17 protein-coding genes are annotated in these 16330 nt (G+C 64.5%); 4 read left to right on the forward strand and 13 right to left on the reverse strand.

Annotation, left to right across the window (positions count from 1 at the left end):
- Positions 1-73 precede the first annotated feature (73 nt).
- From J0X25_RS21320 to J0X25_RS21345, 6 genes are all read right to left on the reverse strand, one after another.
- Positions 74-1636: an aldehyde dehydrogenase family protein gene (locus J0X25_RS21320; RefSeq protein WP_207289457.1), complete on the reverse strand. Its 1563-nt coding sequence runs from the start codon at positions 1634-1636 to the stop codon at positions 74-76.
- A gap of 264 nt (positions 1637-1900) precedes the next feature.
- On the reverse strand, positions 1901-2329 hold the full coding sequence (locus tag J0X25_RS21325; protein WP_207289458.1) for a response regulator: 429 nt from the start codon (positions 2327-2329) through the stop codon (positions 1901-1903).
- A 218-nt stretch (positions 2330-2547) separates the two neighbouring features.
- On the reverse strand, positions 2548-2856 hold the full coding sequence (locus J0X25_RS21330) for a 2Fe-2S iron-sulfur cluster-binding protein (protein ID WP_207289459.1): 309 nt from the start codon (positions 2854-2856) through the stop codon (positions 2548-2550).
- Between the two features lie 7 nt (positions 2857-2863).
- On the reverse strand, positions 2864-3181 hold the full coding sequence (locus J0X25_RS21335) for a hypothetical protein (protein WP_207289460.1): 318 nt from the start codon (positions 3179-3181) through the stop codon (positions 2864-2866).
- A 1-nt stretch (position 3182) separates the two neighbouring features.
- Entirely contained in the window at positions 3183-4241 is a 1059-nt protein-coding gene (locus J0X25_RS21340) for a ribonucleotide-diphosphate reductase subunit beta (protein WP_207289461.1), read from the reverse strand.
- A gap of 194 nt (positions 4242-4435) precedes the next feature.
- Positions 4436-5140: a sterol carrier protein gene (locus J0X25_RS21345; protein WP_207289462.1), complete on the reverse strand. Its 705-nt coding sequence runs from the start codon at positions 5138-5140 to the stop codon at positions 4436-4438.
- Positions 5141-5414: 274 nt separating this feature from the next.
- Between J0X25_RS21345 and J0X25_RS21350 the strand changes: the two genes are divergently transcribed.
- On the forward strand, positions 5415-6143 hold the full coding sequence (locus tag J0X25_RS21350) for an SCP2 sterol-binding domain-containing protein (protein WP_207289463.1): 729 nt from the start codon (positions 5415-5417) through the stop codon (positions 6141-6143).
- A gap of 80 nt (positions 6144-6223) precedes the next feature.
- Here J0X25_RS21350 and J0X25_RS21355 read toward each other — a convergent pair whose 3' ends face one another.
- Both J0X25_RS21355 and J0X25_RS21360 read right to left on the reverse strand, forming a co-directional pair.
- The gene (locus J0X25_RS21355; protein WP_225896712.1) at positions 6224-6901 is read right to left on the reverse strand and encodes a hypothetical protein; all 678 of its coding nucleotides are present in this window, start codon (positions 6899-6901) and stop codon (positions 6224-6226) included.
- A 261-nt stretch (positions 6902-7162) separates the two neighbouring features.
- Positions 7163-7789 carry a hypothetical protein gene (locus tag J0X25_RS21360; RefSeq protein ID WP_207289464.1) on the reverse strand — a complete coding sequence of 209 codons (627 nt, stop codon included), beginning with the start codon at positions 7787-7789 and terminating at the stop codon, positions 7163-7165.
- 187 nt (positions 7790-7976) lie between these two features.
- Between J0X25_RS21360 and J0X25_RS21365 the strand changes: the two genes are divergently transcribed.
- A complete protein-coding gene (locus J0X25_RS21365) occupies positions 7977-8225 on the forward strand; it encodes a PRC-barrel domain-containing protein (protein ID WP_207289465.1) in 249 nt (82 codons plus the stop codon).
- 97 nt (positions 8226-8322) lie between these two features.
- On the opposite strand, the gene J0X25_RS21370 is transcribed toward J0X25_RS21365, so the two are convergent.
- From J0X25_RS21370 to J0X25_RS21385, 4 genes are all read right to left on the reverse strand, one after another.
- Complete coding sequence (locus J0X25_RS21370; protein ID WP_207289466.1) at positions 8323-9528, reverse strand: acyl-CoA dehydrogenase family protein; 1206 nt, start codon at positions 9526-9528, stop codon at positions 8323-8325.
- 1 nt (position 9529) lies between these two features.
- Complete coding sequence (locus J0X25_RS21375) at positions 9530-10102, reverse strand: SCP2 sterol-binding domain-containing protein (RefSeq protein WP_207289467.1); 573 nt, start codon at positions 10100-10102, stop codon at positions 9530-9532.
- Positions 10103-10356: 254 nt separating this feature from the next.
- Positions 10357-11466: an acyltransferase gene (locus J0X25_RS21380; protein WP_207289468.1), complete on the reverse strand. Its 1110-nt coding sequence runs from the start codon at positions 11464-11466 to the stop codon at positions 10357-10359.
- Positions 11467-11619: 153 nt separating this feature from the next.
- Positions 11620-13305, reverse strand: coding sequence for an AMP-binding protein (locus J0X25_RS21385; protein ID WP_207289469.1), 1686 nt, complete (start codon positions 13303-13305; stop codon positions 11620-11622).
- A gap of 248 nt (positions 13306-13553) precedes the next feature.
- Between J0X25_RS21385 and J0X25_RS21390 the strand changes: the two genes are divergently transcribed.
- Entirely contained in the window at positions 13554-14330 is a 777-nt protein-coding gene (locus tag J0X25_RS21390; RefSeq protein ID WP_207289470.1) for an SDR family NAD(P)-dependent oxidoreductase, read from the forward strand.
- A gap of 202 nt (positions 14331-14532) precedes the next feature.
- Here J0X25_RS21390 and J0X25_RS21395 read toward each other — a convergent pair whose 3' ends face one another.
- Entirely contained in the window at positions 14533-15183 is a 651-nt protein-coding gene (locus J0X25_RS21395; RefSeq protein ID WP_207289471.1) for a helix-turn-helix domain-containing protein, read from the reverse strand.
- Between the two features lie 484 nt (positions 15184-15667).
- On the opposite strand from J0X25_RS21395, the gene J0X25_RS21400 reads away from it, so the two are divergent.
- Entirely contained in the window at positions 15668-16324 is a 657-nt protein-coding gene (locus J0X25_RS21400; protein ID WP_207289472.1) for a DUF6230 family protein, read from the forward strand.
- Positions 16325-16330: the final 6 nt, after the last annotated feature.

Below are 16330 nucleotides of genomic sequence, written 5' to 3' on the forward strand. Positions count from 1 at the left end.
AGTTGTATTTGTGCCGAGAGCAGCCGCTATCGGCCGAACGAGCCCTCGCTGACGTGTTGCTCGACCGAACAGGTCACCCCATCTTCGGGACGCCGCCGAGGTTGACTTTGACCGTCTTCACCTGCGAATAATCCTCGAGCGCCTCCTCCGCGAGTTCCCGGCCCGTGCCGCTCTCCTTGTAGCCGCCGTGGGGGGCCGGATCGAACAGGTCGTTGTAGGTGTTGATCCAGACCGTCCCGGCCTCGAGGTCGGTCGCGAACTCGTGGGCCGCGCGGAGGTCCTCGGTCCAGACGCCCGCCGCGAGTCCGTAGCTCGTGTCGTTGGCTCGCCGGAGGACCTCCTCGCGGTCGCTCCATTCGAAGACCGAGAGCACGGGACCGAACACCTCCTCGCAGCCGACGGTCGCCTCGTCGTCCACGTCGGTCAGCACCGTCGGCCGCACGAACGGCGCCCCCGCGAGGTCGTCGTCGACCGCTGCGGTCGCGTCGTCGCCGCCGATGAACGGGGTGGCGCCCTCCGCGACGGCGGTCTCGACGTAGTCGCGGACCGACTCCGCGTGGGCGTGGTCGATCATCGGCCCAACGTCCGTCGTCGGCCCGAGCGGATCGCCGACGGTGAGCCCCTCGACCGCGGTCCGCAGGCGCTCGAGGAACTCGTCCCGGATATCCTCGTGGAGGTACAGCCGGGAGCCGGCGGTGCACTGCTGGCCGGAGTTGAAGAAGATGCTCACGAGCGTTCCCTCGATCGCCAGCTCGAGGTCGGCGTCGGGGAAGACGATGTTCGGGCTCTTGCCGCCCAGTTCGAGCGAGGTTGGCGTGATCGTCTGGGCCGCGCTCTCGAGGGTGGCGACGCCCGCCCCGCGCGACCCGGTCAGGCTCAGTTTGTCGACGTCGTCGTGGGCGGTCATCGCCGCGCCCACGTCCTCGCCGAAGCCCGTGACGACGTTGACCGTCCCCGGCGGGAGGACCCGATCGCAGATCCGCGCGACCTCGAGCGACGAGAGCGCGGCCCGCTCGGACGGCTTGAGGACGACGGTGTTCCCGGTCGCCAGCGCCGGGCCGAGCTTCCACGCGACGAACATCGCGGGGAAGTTCCACGCGGAGATGGCCCCGACGACGCCGTAGGGCTCGCGGCGCGTGAAGACGCGTTTCTCGTCGCCGGTCGGCACGACCCGGCCCTCGTCGGTCGACCGCGCGAGCGCCGCGAAGTGGCGGAACTGCTCGATCAACACCTCGCAGTCGACGAACAGCGCGTGGAGGTTGGGTTTCCCCGCCTCGAGGCTGTCGACCTTCGCGATCTCGGTCTTCCGGTCCTCGAGCCGGTCGGCAATCTCCTCGAGCCGTTCGGCGCGCTGTCGGGGCGAGAGCTGGCCCCAGCTTCCCTCGAAGGCCTCCCGGGCAGCCTCGACGGCCCGGTCGACGTCGGCGGGAGAACCGATCTGAACCGTCGCGAGCGGTTCGCCCGTGGTGGCGTCGATCGCCTGCCCCTCCTCGCCGTCGGCGGCGTCGACCCACTCGCCGCCGATCAGGTGGCCGTAGCGGTCCCGCGAGAGGGCCGTGGTCGCGGCCGACCGGTGGCGCTCGAGGACGCCGTCGCCGACCTCGTACCGGTCCCGGTCGTAGTACTCCGCCTGCATGGGATCACCGTCCCTCCGTCGCGGATCGGCTCCGTTCGGCGATCGGATCGGGTCTGCGCGTGTACACGACCGGTACGCCGCCAGCGGCGGTGGTCGGCCCGCCGAAGTCGTCGGCGCGTCTCGATCTGCCCGAAGACTGTGTGGAATTGGCACACATAGGATATAGCCGTGCCAATGATACCGAGAATCGTCAGCGTGATCCCTTGGAAACGCGGTTATCTATAAAGGGCGAGCGGGTCGTCCACTCTAACTTCGCAGAAGCGATCACTCGACGGGCGGGAGTCGAGCGATCGTCAACCAGAACGTTTCGATGGCCTCGACGAGTTCCTCGAGTTCGTCCGGGTCGTCCGGTTTCCGGAGGTACGCGTTCGCGTGGAGGCTGTAGGAGTTGATGATCTCGTCCGCGACCTCGGAGTCGGAGAGGATGAGGACCGGGATCAGTTTGAAGACCGGTTCGTTTTTGAGTTCGTTCAGCAGTTCGTAGCCGTCCATCTGGGGCAAGTGCGGGTTGAGGAGGACGATATCCGGGGCGGGAGCGTCCTCGTACTGGTCGCGTTGGTGAATGAAATCGAGCGCGTCGTCTCCCGTGTGGACGACGTGGACCGTGTTCGACGGTCCCGTGTCCTCGAATTCGCCCCTGATGCGGTCCGCATCGTCGGGGTTCGGGTCAACTAACAGAATAGTAGTAGACATTGACTGGTAGGTACGACAATTTTGATGAGTCGGACGCGGTAAAAGGTAGTCACCAAGTGTGTTGGTACTCCGGTGGAGAGAGTACGATTATTCAAAACGAAATTAGCCCCATCGGAGCGGGTCGTGGCTGACGGCGAGTCGGGCGCTCGAGTCGATACTGGGCGAAAACCGTCCGAAAAACGACCGTGAAGGCGAGTTACGACGGTGGGAGATTCCGTTCACAGGGCGTCGAGGCCGAGGAGATCGTTCTGAACGCGTTCGCCGACGCGGATCTCGCTGTCCGCACGCGGATACGAACAGCACAGTAGCACGTAGCCGTCGTCCTCCTGGGCCGGCGAGAGCGCCGTCCCCTCGTGCCCGTCGAGGTCGCCCTCGAGCAACTCGCCGGCACAGGAGGTACACATCCCGTTCCGACAGGAGTGGGGGAGCTCGAGGCCGGCGCGTTCTGCCGCGTCGAGGACGTACTCGTCCGGGCCGACCTCGACCGTCTCCGTCCCGTCCTCGAAGTGGAACGTGATCTCGTACATGGCCAGGCTAGATGCGCTGGCGGAGCTTGTACAGTTCCAGCGCCTCGAGTCGCGGATCGCCGGTTCCGACCTCGTCGTGGTCGAGGCTGGCGCCGCTGATGCTCTCGTTGAACGACGTGCTGACGCCCTCCTCCTCGAACGTCGAGTCCATGATGTAGGCGACGTTCTCGCGGACCTCCTCGAAACTCTGGCCGAGCTCGTCGGCGGCCTCCTCGATCGCTTCGACCACTTCGTCTTCCGACGCGGTGAACTCCGCGCCGCGTGACAGTTCCGTCAGTTCGGTGTCGGTCGATGCGTCGGTCGTCGTATCGGTGTCTTCGCTCATGTTATCGGCCCCCGTCTGCGGCGACGGCGCCGCCGCGTTTGCGCTGGTAGATCTCCTGGTACTCCCGCACCTCCTCGTCGATGTCCTTCTCGAGACACTCCTGGTGGCGGTCGGCGACGATGCCGACGACCTTGCGGTGGTCGATGTCCAGATCCAGCGCCTCGTTGAACTGGCCGTCGATGAGGTTGCCGACCCGCATCAGGAGGTCGTCGAAGTCGATCTCGAGGGGGTCGCCGACGGCGTCGGTGAACATGTAGCCGAAGTCGGCGACCGATCCGACGTTCTCGTAGAGCACGTTCTCGATGCCCTGACTGACGCCCTGGAACTCCGGTTCGCCGGCGCGCTCCTTCTCGATCAGTTCGCTCAGGACCTCGACGCCGTGGGTGATGTGGCGCCCCTCGTCGGTGCTGATGAACTTGAAGCCGTGGTTCAACAGCGGCAGCGGGGCGTTCTGCGAGAGCTTGTTGATCGAGTAGAAGCCGCCGCGGGCGAGCAGCCCCTCGACGATCATGTGATACACCGTCAGCGCCTCGGCGATGTCGACGGGGTCCTGGGAGTGGGCCGCCCTGGCCGTGAGCTGTCCCTGCCGGTCGAAGATTTCGCCGAGTCCGGTCGCCTGCACGATGGGGATCCGGGCGCCGCCCCGTTTCGGGTTCAGATCGGCGAACACGTCCTGTTCGCCCATCACCTCGTGCATGTAGACGTCGAGGAACTGGGTGTGTTTGTGCTCGGTCAGCGTAAACATCGTCATGTACATCTCCATCTCCTCGTTGTCGTCGAAACACGGCGCGCCCATGATCCGCTGGAGGTGGTGACTGGCGTCCTCGCCGACCGCGAACTCGCCGTCGAGGAAGCCCGAGACGAGGTACCGAATCTGCTTCTGTTCGACCGGGTCGAGCGAGTTCCAGATCTCGCGGTCCTCCTCGAAGCCGACCTCCTCGAACAGCTTCTCGACGTTCCACGTGCCGAGTTCGACCCCCTTCTGGAAGAGGTCGTACCACTTGCTCTGCGTATCGATCCGTTCCGCCTGAAATCCGGGTGTCTTGGTAACCTGTGACACAACTTCACTTCGGCCGATTCGGGAATGAGCCTATCCGTTCGAATACGCGGTCCTTGAAGTCGCGCCGTCGCCAGCGCGTCGGCCGGATCGTCTCGACTCGAACGAGTGGGCCGGATCGTCTCGGCGCGAGCGTGTCGGTCGGACCGTCTCGACGCGAACGTATCGTCCGGACCGCCCGTCAGAACAGGCGCTCGTCAGAATAGGTATCGCGCGTCGGTCTCGCCGGCGACGTCGCCCATCGCCGCCGCGGCGTCGCCGTAGTGCAACACGCGCGTCACGTCTCCCTCGAGGTCCATCTCGTTGGACATCACCGATTCGATGACGTCCGCGCCCTCGAGCAGCTCCGTCCACGTCTCGTAGGGGGCCTCGAGTTCGAACCCGGGGTCGCACGCCGACGGGTCTTCGACGAGTTCGGCACCCAGACAGTCGCCGTCCTCCAGTTCGACGTAGGCGTGAACCCGGGTGTCGTCGACGACGTACGTCTCCAGCTGGTCGAGCAGCGAGTCGAGGTCCCCTCGGATGTGTTCCTCGAGCGCCGGCCAGGTGACCTCCGGGACGTCGGCGAGGGTAACGCCCGCGAGCGCCTCCCGGAACCGTTCTCGGTCGTCCTCGCCGTCGGCCGACGCGAGTCGCTCCTCGAAGGCGGGCGTCGCCGTCTCCCGCAGGCGGTCGAACTCGTCGGGTCCGAGCGCGTCGATGCGGTCGAACAGGTTGGCGGTCAACTCGTCGGGGAGGTCACCGATGGTCATCTCCTCGATGGGTAGTCGCGTCAGGACGAACAGGAAGTCGCCGTCGAAGTCGACGCCCCAGCCCTCGCTCTCGGCGGCGTACGTCTCGTCTTCGTCGAGGGTCGCGCGGTAACTCTCGAGCCACTCTCGTGAGGGAAACCACTCCGTCATACGTTCACACACTGGATTCGGCGGCTTGAGCGTTCGTCCCCGGATCCGAGGCGGTATATGTGGGGAGACGACGGGGTCGGCGAGCGACGCGACCGAGCACCGGTCCCGCGGCAATCCCACCTCACCTCACCCTACCTCACCCCACCATCACGCGATGATCCGTCATCTCCGCAATAAATCGTGATAAATCCCCTCGGATGCGCGGAGAAACCACAACAACAGTTCACAATGAGCACCGTCATATATCGGGTCGGCCGAGGCCCGGTCACCACCCATGAGTACACAGCAACTCCGACCGATCGAACAGTACTTCCCGACCGAACCGTGGCTGCAGGAGTATCGGGACGCGATCAACGACGACGACGATTACGCCGAGAACTGCGCGGGCTGGGGCGTCGACTTCGACGGCCGGTTCGTCTTCCAGATCGAGGACGTCCCCCTCGAGTCCCACACCGTCGCCGATTTGCCACAGGAGATCGTCGAGGCCACCGACGACCGCCTCTCGGCGCTCTCCGAGGACGAGATCGAAACCGTACTCGAGACGGCGCCGGACGAGATCCGCGAAAGCATCGAGAGCCGCGACGGCTCCCTCGAGGAACGGGTCGCCGAGGAGATTAAGTCGACAACGATGGCGGAAATTCCCGACCGCACGTGGCCGGAACTGCGAGCGGAACTGCCCGACCTCCTCGACGAACTGATCGTCCAACTCGAGGAGAACGTCACCGACGACGGGACGGTTTACTCCTATCTGGACCTCTACGACGGCGAGTGTCGCGAGGTGGATACGATCATCGACCTCGATAATCAGGAGTACGGGTTCCGGCTCATCGGCGACTACGAGAAGTGGACGAAACTCGTCCGCGGCGAGGGCGACGTCATCGACATGCTGATGTCCGGCGAGTTCGAGATCGACGGCGACATGCAGAAGATCCTGCAGTACTCCGACGCGGCGGTCGACCTCGCGGAGATCTCCGGCGACGTCGACTCGCGGTTCATCTTCTGACTCCCCGCTAACTGCGGGCGGTCTGCCAGCCGCCGGCCCTCGGTGGCGATTTTTTGACACTACTGATAGAAAATAGGTTGCTAACTCCGGCGATAGACGAGAACACCCACGACCATTGTCCACACGTATAGCACCGGAATCAGTAACGTCGCGATGTCGAACAGCACGTGTCCTTCCGAGCCGCCACCGAGGCCAAGGAGCAGCGGGTAGAGGGCAGTAAGGATTGTAATCACCCCGAGTCCGACACCCGTCCCAGCGACGTACCGGGAGACGAACTCCGTCTGACGGATCGCCCACCCGAATAACGCGATGCCAGCCCCCATGAGGATCGCGTACATAAGCAGGTGGCCGGCACCGAACGGAACGATAATCGCGTCAAGGAGCAGTTCGCTCCGGTCCGTCTCTCGCGCACCGCGTACGTCCACGTAGGCCCAGGTCACCCATTGGAGTCCGTGAAGAACACCTAACCCGAGGACGCCCGACCCTAAATAGCCAGCCAGTCCCCGTCTGAGTGCGGGAATCGCTCTAAGCAGAGCGACGACGCCGACCGTCAGGATCACGATAGCGAGCGCCCACAGCGCGTGACTGAGCATCCCGAGCAGTGGGGCTCCTGAGGGCGGTGTTTCGGCCTCGATGACGAGAACTCCGCCGACGAAAAACGGGATTCCGGAGAGTGTCAACCCCGCGACACCGATCCGCAGGCTGGATCCGTCCTCGTTCGGAGGCGGCGTGAACGTAGTTGTAGTTTCTTCAGACATGTCTCATGAACCACGGTTTCTACCACGATTAATTCTATTATCGGACAGAACTTTGATACTCTCCGCCGGGCCGTACCCCGGCGGAATGTATCGTGGCTTCGTCCGATAGTATAAGCGCTCGTAGCTACCGGAGATTTCAGAATGTATCGGTGCGAAACATACGCGCCCTGCATTCAGCACACTACTACGAACGAGACTCGAAGCTGAGAGATCGCTCGCTGGTCGATACGCGCGAGACGGACTCGATCGGAGGCAACGGCGCTACCGATACTCGAGCAACAACCCGTACACCAGTCCGAGCGTGCCGCCGTACAGGATCCAGGCGACGACCCCGAAGAGGCCGTCGACCGTGAGGTTCGGAATCATCGTCGGGACGTCCATCACGACCGTCAGCCAGATCGGCATCAGGAACAGGGAGACGACGACGCCCACGGCGGCCCCGTAGCCGTTGCCGAGGCCGAGCGTCGTCGTCGTGAGCGCCGAGCGCTTGAGCAGCGGCACGAGGACCGTCCGGAGGTGGTCATTTTTACTCGAGAGCAGCATCACCTTCTGGACGAACGAGTCGATCGAACTCGAGACGAACAGGCTGAAGGGGAGCGCGAACAGCACGCCCAGCGCGAACATCGCGAGCCAGCCGCCGTCCAGCGTCGGGGCACCGAAGACCGCACCGACCCGCCGGATCGAGTCGGTGTCGTGGACCTGCAGAACCACCGCCGCCTGAAACCCTCCGGCGAGGCCGCCCGCGACGGCCGCCTCGAACTCCCGGGCGTCGAACTCGAGCGAGTCGACCGCCTCGGACAGCGCCGTCAGTGCGTCGCGAAACGGCGAGTCGCCGCCGTCGGGGTTCGATCCGGCGTCAGTTCCGGTGCTGGTGTCGGTGTCTGCCATACTGGTGCCTACCACTACTGGTCTACGGTGGCATTCCTCAGTGTTGTTCCGCGGATCCGGGGCTCTTTATGTCGGACGCGTCGTCACGGGCCCCATAACCGCCGGCATCGGACGCCTCGGACGACTCGATTCTCGCAAACTGCGACAGTCCTCAAGGGTTTACTATCTCCCTGTGGGGCCGGAAGATATGACCGAGATACTGACGCGGCGACTCGTCGGAAAGTCGATCGTCGGGACCGACGGCACCGTCTTCGGCACGCTGTCCACCATCACCATGGACCCCGAATCCGGTGCGCTCTGCGACCTCGTCGTCGAACCTCGCGGGGACGGTCGTTCGAAGCGCAACAAGCCACTCGACGACGAGGGCCGAATGCACATTCCCTTCGGTCGAATCGAGACGGTGCGGGATCAGATCGTCGTCCAGGTCGGCAACTAGGGTCCGATACCGGCGCCGACGAACGGGTTCAGCACCCGGAGGCGCTGGCAAAACGAAAACGGGCACGAGTAAACGGAAACGCGAGCGAGTCGACGGCTCAGTAGGCGCTCATCCCGGTCAGTTCCTTCCCGACGATAAGTTTCTGGATCTCGGTGGTGCCGTCGGGAATCGTCATCACGCGCGCGTCGCGGTAGTAGCGCTCCATCCGGTTCTCGAGGTCGAGTCCCGCGGCCCCGAGCACCTGGAGCGCGTCGCTGGTCGCCTCGATCGAGCGCTCGCAGGCGTACCCCTTCGCGAGCGAGGAGAGCAGGCGCGCGTCGGGGTCGCCGTCGACCAGCGCCTCGGCGGCGCGGCGGGACATGCCCCGCGAGGCCTCGATGTTCGCCCGGACGTCGTAGAGCTTCTCCTGAATCAGCTGGTGCTGGGCGATGGGCTCGCCGAAGGTCTCTCGCTCCTGAGCGTACTCGAGCGCGTCCTCGAATGCTGCCTGCATGATCCCGACGGCCATGAACGCCATCCCCGTTCGCATGAACGAGAACATGACGTTGAGCGGCTTGTGTTCGAAGAACAGCTGGCTGACGCTCTCCGGGAACGGGACGATCTCGTGGATGTCGTGCCCGTCGGCGATGGCGTCGCCGAAGATGGTCGAGAACCGGTTCTCGACGGGGATGCGCACGTCGTCGAAGACCATGCGCCCGTTCGGGACGCCCTTCCAGCCCAGCTTGTTCATCTCCTCGGTCTCGAAGTCGGCGTTCTCGCGGTCGACGAGGAACATGTCCTGGGTGTCCTCCGAGGCGTCGTGAGCGACGACGAGCGCGACGTCGGCGATCTGGGCGTTGCCGACCCAGACCTTCTCGCCGTTGAGCACGAACTCCTCGCCGTCCTTCCGGGCGACGGTGTTCGGGTGGGCCGTGTCGCTGCCGCCCTCGGGTTCGGTGACGCCGAGACAGCCGATACAGCGGTTCTCCTCGAGCTTCGGGAGCATCGCCTGCTGGGTCTCGTCGGCGGCGTAGCGGACGAACAGCGCCGGGAACGACATCTGCAGGGCGACGTTCAGGCTGGGCCAGACCCGGCTGATCTCCTCGCTGGCGATGACGAACCGCCAGACGTCGCCGAAGTACTGGTGGACGGTGTCGGGGGTGAAACCGATGTCGAGATCCTGCAGGTCGTCGAGGTAGCCGACCAGATCGTCGCGGTTCATCGGCCCGTTGCGGTCCTTCTCGTCGACGATCGGTTCGATCTCGGACTCGAGGTAATCCCGGAGATCGTCGCGGAACGCCTGCTGGTCGTCGGTCAGGCGCATGTTAGGACTCCGCGGGGACCTGATCGGACAGGGAGTTCATGATCGGTGCGAGCTGGGTGCCCTTGTAGACCGGGCCGTCCATCTGGTACTTCTGCTGCATGAAGCCCTGGATCGGATCGACGCTGCCCACGATGAGGCCGACCAGCGTGTCGGCGGGGCCGGTGATCTCGAGCATCGGGTCGTCGAGTTTGCCCGCGCCGCCGCGCATCGTCTGCTCGGCCTCGTCGACCTCGAGGTGGCCCTCCATCGGGCAGTCGTCGGCCTCGAAGTTGACGGTGATGTCCTCGTCGATGCTCTCCTGAACGTCGGGGGAGGTCTCCACGAGGACGTTCATGCCGGCCCAGAGAAGCTCCTGAAACTGGTCGGCCGTGTCGGGGTTCTCCGAGACGAAGGAGGCGATGTCCATCGTCTCCATCCGCTGGACCACGCGGCCGAACGTCTCCGGGTACTCCCGGACGAGTTCCTCCGTCTGGCCCTCCATCCGCCCGAGCAGGTCGGGGAGGTCGTCCTCGAGTTCGTCGTCGGGTTTCTCGAGCGATGCGTCGATGTCCTGAATCAGATCGTCGTTCGTCATGGCTATCGGTTCGGGCCCACCGGGTGGGTGAGTCCCGCTACACGTGGATAGGGAACGAGTGTCGAACAGTTTGATCCGTGGAATACGCGGAGGTTTATATTGGGTGCCGTGACGGTTGGAGGAGTGACACCGTCACGGGACGCGGCGAACGACGGGTTCCAACGGCCGAACGCGCGGGTTCGTCCCCGTTCGGGGGCGACCGTCCCGGGGCCAGCGACAGCGGTGCACGGACGGAACAGGAAGGTGCGCTCCCCTCAGCCCGAGTCGTGGTTTCGAATCCGGCTCGGGACCGGCAGGTGGGAGCCGCCGATCTCGATCGCACCGAGCCTGTGAGCGGCGAGGGAGACGAGCAATGCCCCGAAGAAGGTCGCGGGAGTCAACGCGAGATGCCAGAGGATCGTGTTTTCGACGCCGTATCCGGCCCCCTCGAGCAGGTCGCGGGTCAACTCCAGCACGTACAACACCGCGGGATGAGTGACGTAGATCCCGACGGCGTACGCTCCCCACGAGGGTAACGGGGTGGACCGTCCGAGAGTCGGTCGCGAGAGGAGGAAGGCGAACAGCGAGAGGGTGACCAGCACGGTCGCGATCGAGTAACTCGGGGCGTAGACGCTCTGACCGACGCTCTCTCCGGTCAACGCGTATCCGAGGACGTACCGTTCGGCGACGTGGAGCGCGCCGAAGAGGACGGTCGCACCGAGATAGGACGGGCTTCGATCGGCGTTCGGCCGCCAGTCGCCGGCGTGGAGCCAGTAGCCGAGGCTGGTGTAGAAGAAGCCGAAGAATAGCGCGTCCCTGACCTCGAACGGGACGTCGACGAACATCGTGTAGCTCGCCCCCAGCAGACCGATAACGTGGAATCCGAGCGCAACCGGCACCAGGTGCGCCGTTCTGTCCGCGGCAACGAAGAGACAGATCAACCCGAGCGAGAACAGGAGCGCCGGGAGGAACCACAGGATCTCGGAGACCGAGTTCCCGTAATAGACCAGTGTTAGCGGCGACGTAAACTCGATCAATTCGCGAAGCACGATGCTCGCGATATCGGTATCGCCCCCCGCACGGACGATCGCACCCGCGAGGAACACCGGCGTGGAGAGCAACAGCCCGAACGCGTAGATCGACGCGATCGTGGCCGCTCGATCGGCGAAGTAGCCGATCGGCTCGCGCGTCTCGGTCTTGCGGGCGAAGAAGTATCCCGAGGTCACGAAGAAGAACGGAACCGCGAATCGCGCTGTCGAGTCGATCAGAAAGTTCAGCGTGTTTCCGTACGCGCCGAGTCCCCTGAACGGGTCCGTGTGGATCGCGACGACGAACGCCATCGCGACGATCCGCATCGAGTCGATGCTGTAGATCCGATCGCCCATACACCGGGCCAACCTCGTTACCGGGTATGTCCGTTCCGCCTCAATAGAGTGGGTCTCCGCCTCGTCAAACTGGCAGCGGGGCAACTAACGTCGATGCGTCCGGTCCCAGCGCCACGGATTCGTCCGCATCAGCGACGCGACGCGGAGACCGGTTCAGTCGGCCCCGGCGTCTCCCGTCGCCCCGTCGCGCAGCGTCTGCTTGTCCGTCTTCCCGATGTCGGTCAGCGGAATCGACTCGACGAACGTCACCTCCGAGGGCATCGCGTGTTTCGGCACCTTCCCATCGAGGTGGTCGCGGACGTCCTCCTCGGTCAAGTCCGCGTCCGGTTCCGGTTCGATGTAGACGCCGACCCGCTCGCTCCCCGGTCGATCGGGGTCGGGAATCCCCACCGTCGCGGGTCGTTTGACGCCCTCGAGGGCGAACAGGACCTCGTCGACCTCCTCGGAGTAGACCTTCAGCCCCGAGACGTTGATCATGTGTTTGACGCGGTCGACGATGTAGAACCGGCCCTTCGAATCGACCTTCGCGACGTCGCCGGTTTCGACGTACCCCTCGTCGTCGAAGGGATCCTGCTCCGCGTCGAGGTAGCCCTTCATCCGCTGGGGACCCTTGACGAGCAGTTCGCCCTCGAGCCCCTCCTCGGCGGCGCGCTCGACGGGGATCGCCTCGCCGGTGTCGACGTCGCGGAGTTTGACCTCGGTGTCGGGGACCGGGACGCCGATGGTCGGGTGATCGAGGCCGTCGTCGCCGTCCCTTCCGGCGAGGAGTTCGTAGAGGCCGTGAACGTCGAAGTGGGTGATCGGCGACATCTCCGAGAGGCCGTACCCCTGGGAGACGCCTCCGGCCTCGCGCTCGAACTCGGATTTCGTCTCGTTGGCGAGCGGCGCGGAGCCCGAGATGCCGATGACCTCCGACTCGAACTCCTCGTTGACCAGTTCCATGAACTGCGTCGGGACGCCGAGCATGATCAGCGGCTCGTGGGTCCGCACCAGCTCGCTCATCTGCGCCGTGTCGCGCGCGTCGGGGACGATCAGAATATCGAGGGCCAGGTCGAGCAGACTGTTCGTGATCGAGTAGCCGTAGGCGTGGTACATCGGCAGCGCCATCACGCCCGCCTCGCTGCCGCGCATCATCTGGGCCATTCGCGACTGCGCGGCGACGCCCTGGAGCGCGTTCGCGACGAGGTTTCGATGGGTCAACAGACAGCCCTTCGGCAGCCCGGTCGTCCCGCCGGTGAACAGCAACGTGTGGACGTCGTTCTCCGGATCGAAATCGACGTCCGGCGGGTTCGGGTCGGCCTCCTCGATGACGTTGGGGAGCCACTCGGCACCCGTGATCGCCTCGTGCTCGCGCGGCGGGTCGTCCGAGTAGTCCTCGAGCGACGTGAGGATGACGTGCTCGATGTCCAGTTCGTCCCGCAGCGACAGCACCAGGTCGAGGTGTTCGTCGTGGCCGATGAGCACCTCGGGCTCGCCCCGCTCGAGGCGATACTGGAGGTCGTCCTCGGCGTCGAGGAAGTCGTTCGGGATGTGGACGCCGCCGGCCCGCGAGATGGCGTTCGTGGCGACGACGAACTGCGCGGAGGTCGGCAGGATCGTCGCCACGCGGCTGCCCTTCTCGACGCCGCGCTCGCGCAGCGCCGTCGCCAGCCGGTCGACGTCCTCCCGGAGTTCGGGATACGTAAAGCGGCGACCCAGCTGAACGATCCCCTGCTCGGGGTGGTCCTCGGCGGCGTCGTAGAGGAAGTGATGAACCGGTTCGTCGGGGTACGGCTCGAGCGACTCGGGGATGCCGAACCGCTCGTACTCCGTCGACCAGAGTGTCGCGTCTCGAGACATTCGTTCACGGTACCGTCTCTCACTCGCTAAAGCGTACTCACTGGGATACGCGGGGCTTGAAGGCTGGCGCCGGCAGTCCGCGGCGCGGTCGTCGAGTCGTTCCCGTCCGCACACGGGGAACGCTCACACACGGGGCCGTTTTCCGGCGTCTTCGCCGGCCTCGGACGCGATCGCGAGCCGACCGGTGCTATAAACGGCCTGCCATCCGCCGAGCAATTGCCTTCGTCGTCGCCGCTATCCCTCGAGACATGGACTTCGGATTGGACGACAAGACCGCGCTCGTCACCGGGGCGGGCGGCCGCATCGGGAGCGTCGACTGCGAGGTACTCGCCGAAGAAGGTGCCGAGGTGATCGCGCTGGACGTCGACGTCTCCGCGGCCGAAACGATCGCCGAGGACGTCGAGAACGCGGGCGGCCGTGCCCACGCGGTCGAGTGCGACCTGACCGACCGAGAAGCCGTCGCGGAGACGGTCTCGGCCGTCGAGGAGGAGACCGACGGCATCGACATCCTGATCAACAACGCCGGACTGGTCGACGCCCGCGACAGGGTCGAGGAGTTCGACGACGAGATCTGGGACCGCGACGTCTCGGTCAACCTGACGGGCACCTACAACGTCACCCGCGCGGTCTACCCCGGGATGAAGGACCGCGAGTGGGGCCGGATCATCAACATGTCGTCGATGGCCGGCTGGTACGGCGGGTTCGGGCAGGCGTCTTACAGCGCGACGAAATCCGCCCTGATCGGCTTCGGCAAGACCCTCGCCCTCGAGGGCGCCCAGCACGGCATCACGAGCAACGTCGTCGCGCCGAGCATCGTCGTCGGCGCGCTCGCGGACATGGATATCGAACAGTTGGAACAGGTCGACGAACACTTCGCCCGGATCGCCAAGGCCACGCCGATGCGACGGCTCGGCCGCGAGGAGGACGTCGCGAACCTGATCGCGTACTTCTGTTCCGAACGGGCCGACTACATCACGGGACAGGTCGTCGGCGTCACCGGCGGCGTCGATCTCTTCAGCTTCTGAGCGACGACGGCCTCGCGCGACCGACCTCGAGGGCCGTCTCTCATTTCGACGGACGGCTGCACGGCTCGAGTCGTCGGACGCGCGGCTCAGAGCGTGTCGTCTCCTCGAGAGACCTGCGATCGGCGACCCCCCTTCGAGTCGCGTCGGCAGAGCCACATCATCCCTGGTTACGATCCGATCCGGTTTCGCCGCGTTCGGACCGTCACGGAACGATCTGCGTGAGGATTTTCGACTCGATCTTCCGCAGGTGACCGCCGACGGTCCCGCCTGTACAGCCGAGTTCCGAACCGATGTCCTCGTGGGTCACCTGCCGCGGAACGCTGTAGTAGCCCATATCGACGGCGGTCTGGAGGATCTCCTGTTGCCGGTCGGTGAGCTGGGAATACAGGCGATCCGTATCCGGTTCGTAGCTCCCCGTCTTGAGGAGCTTGAGCCTGATCCCGTCGGGAACGTCCGGGACGGCCTTCTGGAAGCTGCCCACGTCGCCGATCATCGTCACGCGCAGCCCGCCGCGGCGCGTGAACTCCAAGGGCGTGTCGAAGATGAACTCGAACTCCCGAAGCATGCTCAGCAGCCCAACGAGCCTGTCGTGAGCCTCGACGTGCATGTACGCGTGGATCGCGTCGCCGGACCCGGAAAGCTGATACTGGTGTACCATCGGGGACTCCTCTAAGATCGCCTCGAGGGCTACGCGGTCGCCCGAGAGCTGGTAGAGCGTGACGATCGTATCGTCCGCGAGCAGGTTGACGTTGTGCAGGAGGTCGCGCGCGATGTCGGGGTGGTCTGCGACCCGCTTGTCCACGGGATGCAATCCATCGTCGTCGGGGATGATAATGCACTTTGCGTATCTCATCGGACGACAGTCCCCTCATCGTGAACGTACTTCTTGTTACCGCTTGTCACTGTATTTCCGAACTATTCAAGTAAAATATCAACTAATTATATACACGATACGATTATTGTCTGGGGTTGCGTGAGCTCGCTCGGCGAAGTCGCGGGCGCTTCCCTATCGGGAGATTGACCACACACGTCCCACCGTGTGGCCGGGTTAAATGAGGGCGCTCTCGCGTCCTGACCAGTAGCTCTAATTCGGGGCGTGACCCGCTCTCTACCGTACGAGCAGTCGTTCGATTGGTATCACACGTATAACGGTTGTGGCCGATTCAGGTATAAACTCCCCCGCATACAAGGAGATAAAATAATTATAAGTCGTGTTGGGTGTGTTCCTGTGCCACACAAGATGGACCCCCAGCACGGCCGATCCGTGAACGGGGCAGGTGACAGTCCGGGGAGTCGATCGAAAACCAACGGAATACAGTGTATCAGGAGGAAATAATATGTACAACCGAAAGCGACTGCTGGCCGGGACCGGCCTCTCGTTCCTGGTCGTCGCCCTCGTCGGACTCGTCGTCCTCTCGACGGGGACGGCGTACGCGGCGCCGCTGGCCGACGGCAACGGATTCACCGTCGAGGCCGACGAGATCAGATCCGACGAATTCATGATGTACCCCTCTACCGGGGAGAACGACGCCGGAGAGACGCCGGTCGCCGTCGTCGAACAGCGCGGCGTCGAGATCGACGGGCTGGTCCTGTCGAGGGAGCAGAACATTCCGGGCATGGGAACGGTGGTAATTGAATTCACCTCCAGCGACACGGTCACAGCCGACCAGCAGTACCTCAAACTCACCGGGTTGAGCGCCGAAAATGCGCAGTTCAACGGCCAGGTCATCAACTCTCAGCCGGGCGAACCCGCAGACAACTTCATGCAGACGGCCGGCGAAAATTCCGAACCCGAACAGGGTCGGCTCACCAACATCTCCGGTGAGTCGCCCGGCATGGTCCAGGAGAACGTCTCCATCGACATGGTGTACCTGGCCTCGAACGAGATCACCCTGCCCGGGCTCGACGTCAATATCGAGTACACCGACGGCGGCGACGACGGCGGTAACGGCGATACCCAGACGAACAGCAACGTCGACGAGAAGAAGAAGTGATCGCCA

This window comes from Haloterrigena alkaliphila (assembly GCF_017352155.2).
In the GTDB taxonomy this organism is placed as follows: Archaea; Halobacteriota; Halobacteria; order Halobacteriales; family Natrialbaceae; genus Haloterrigena; species Haloterrigena alkaliphila.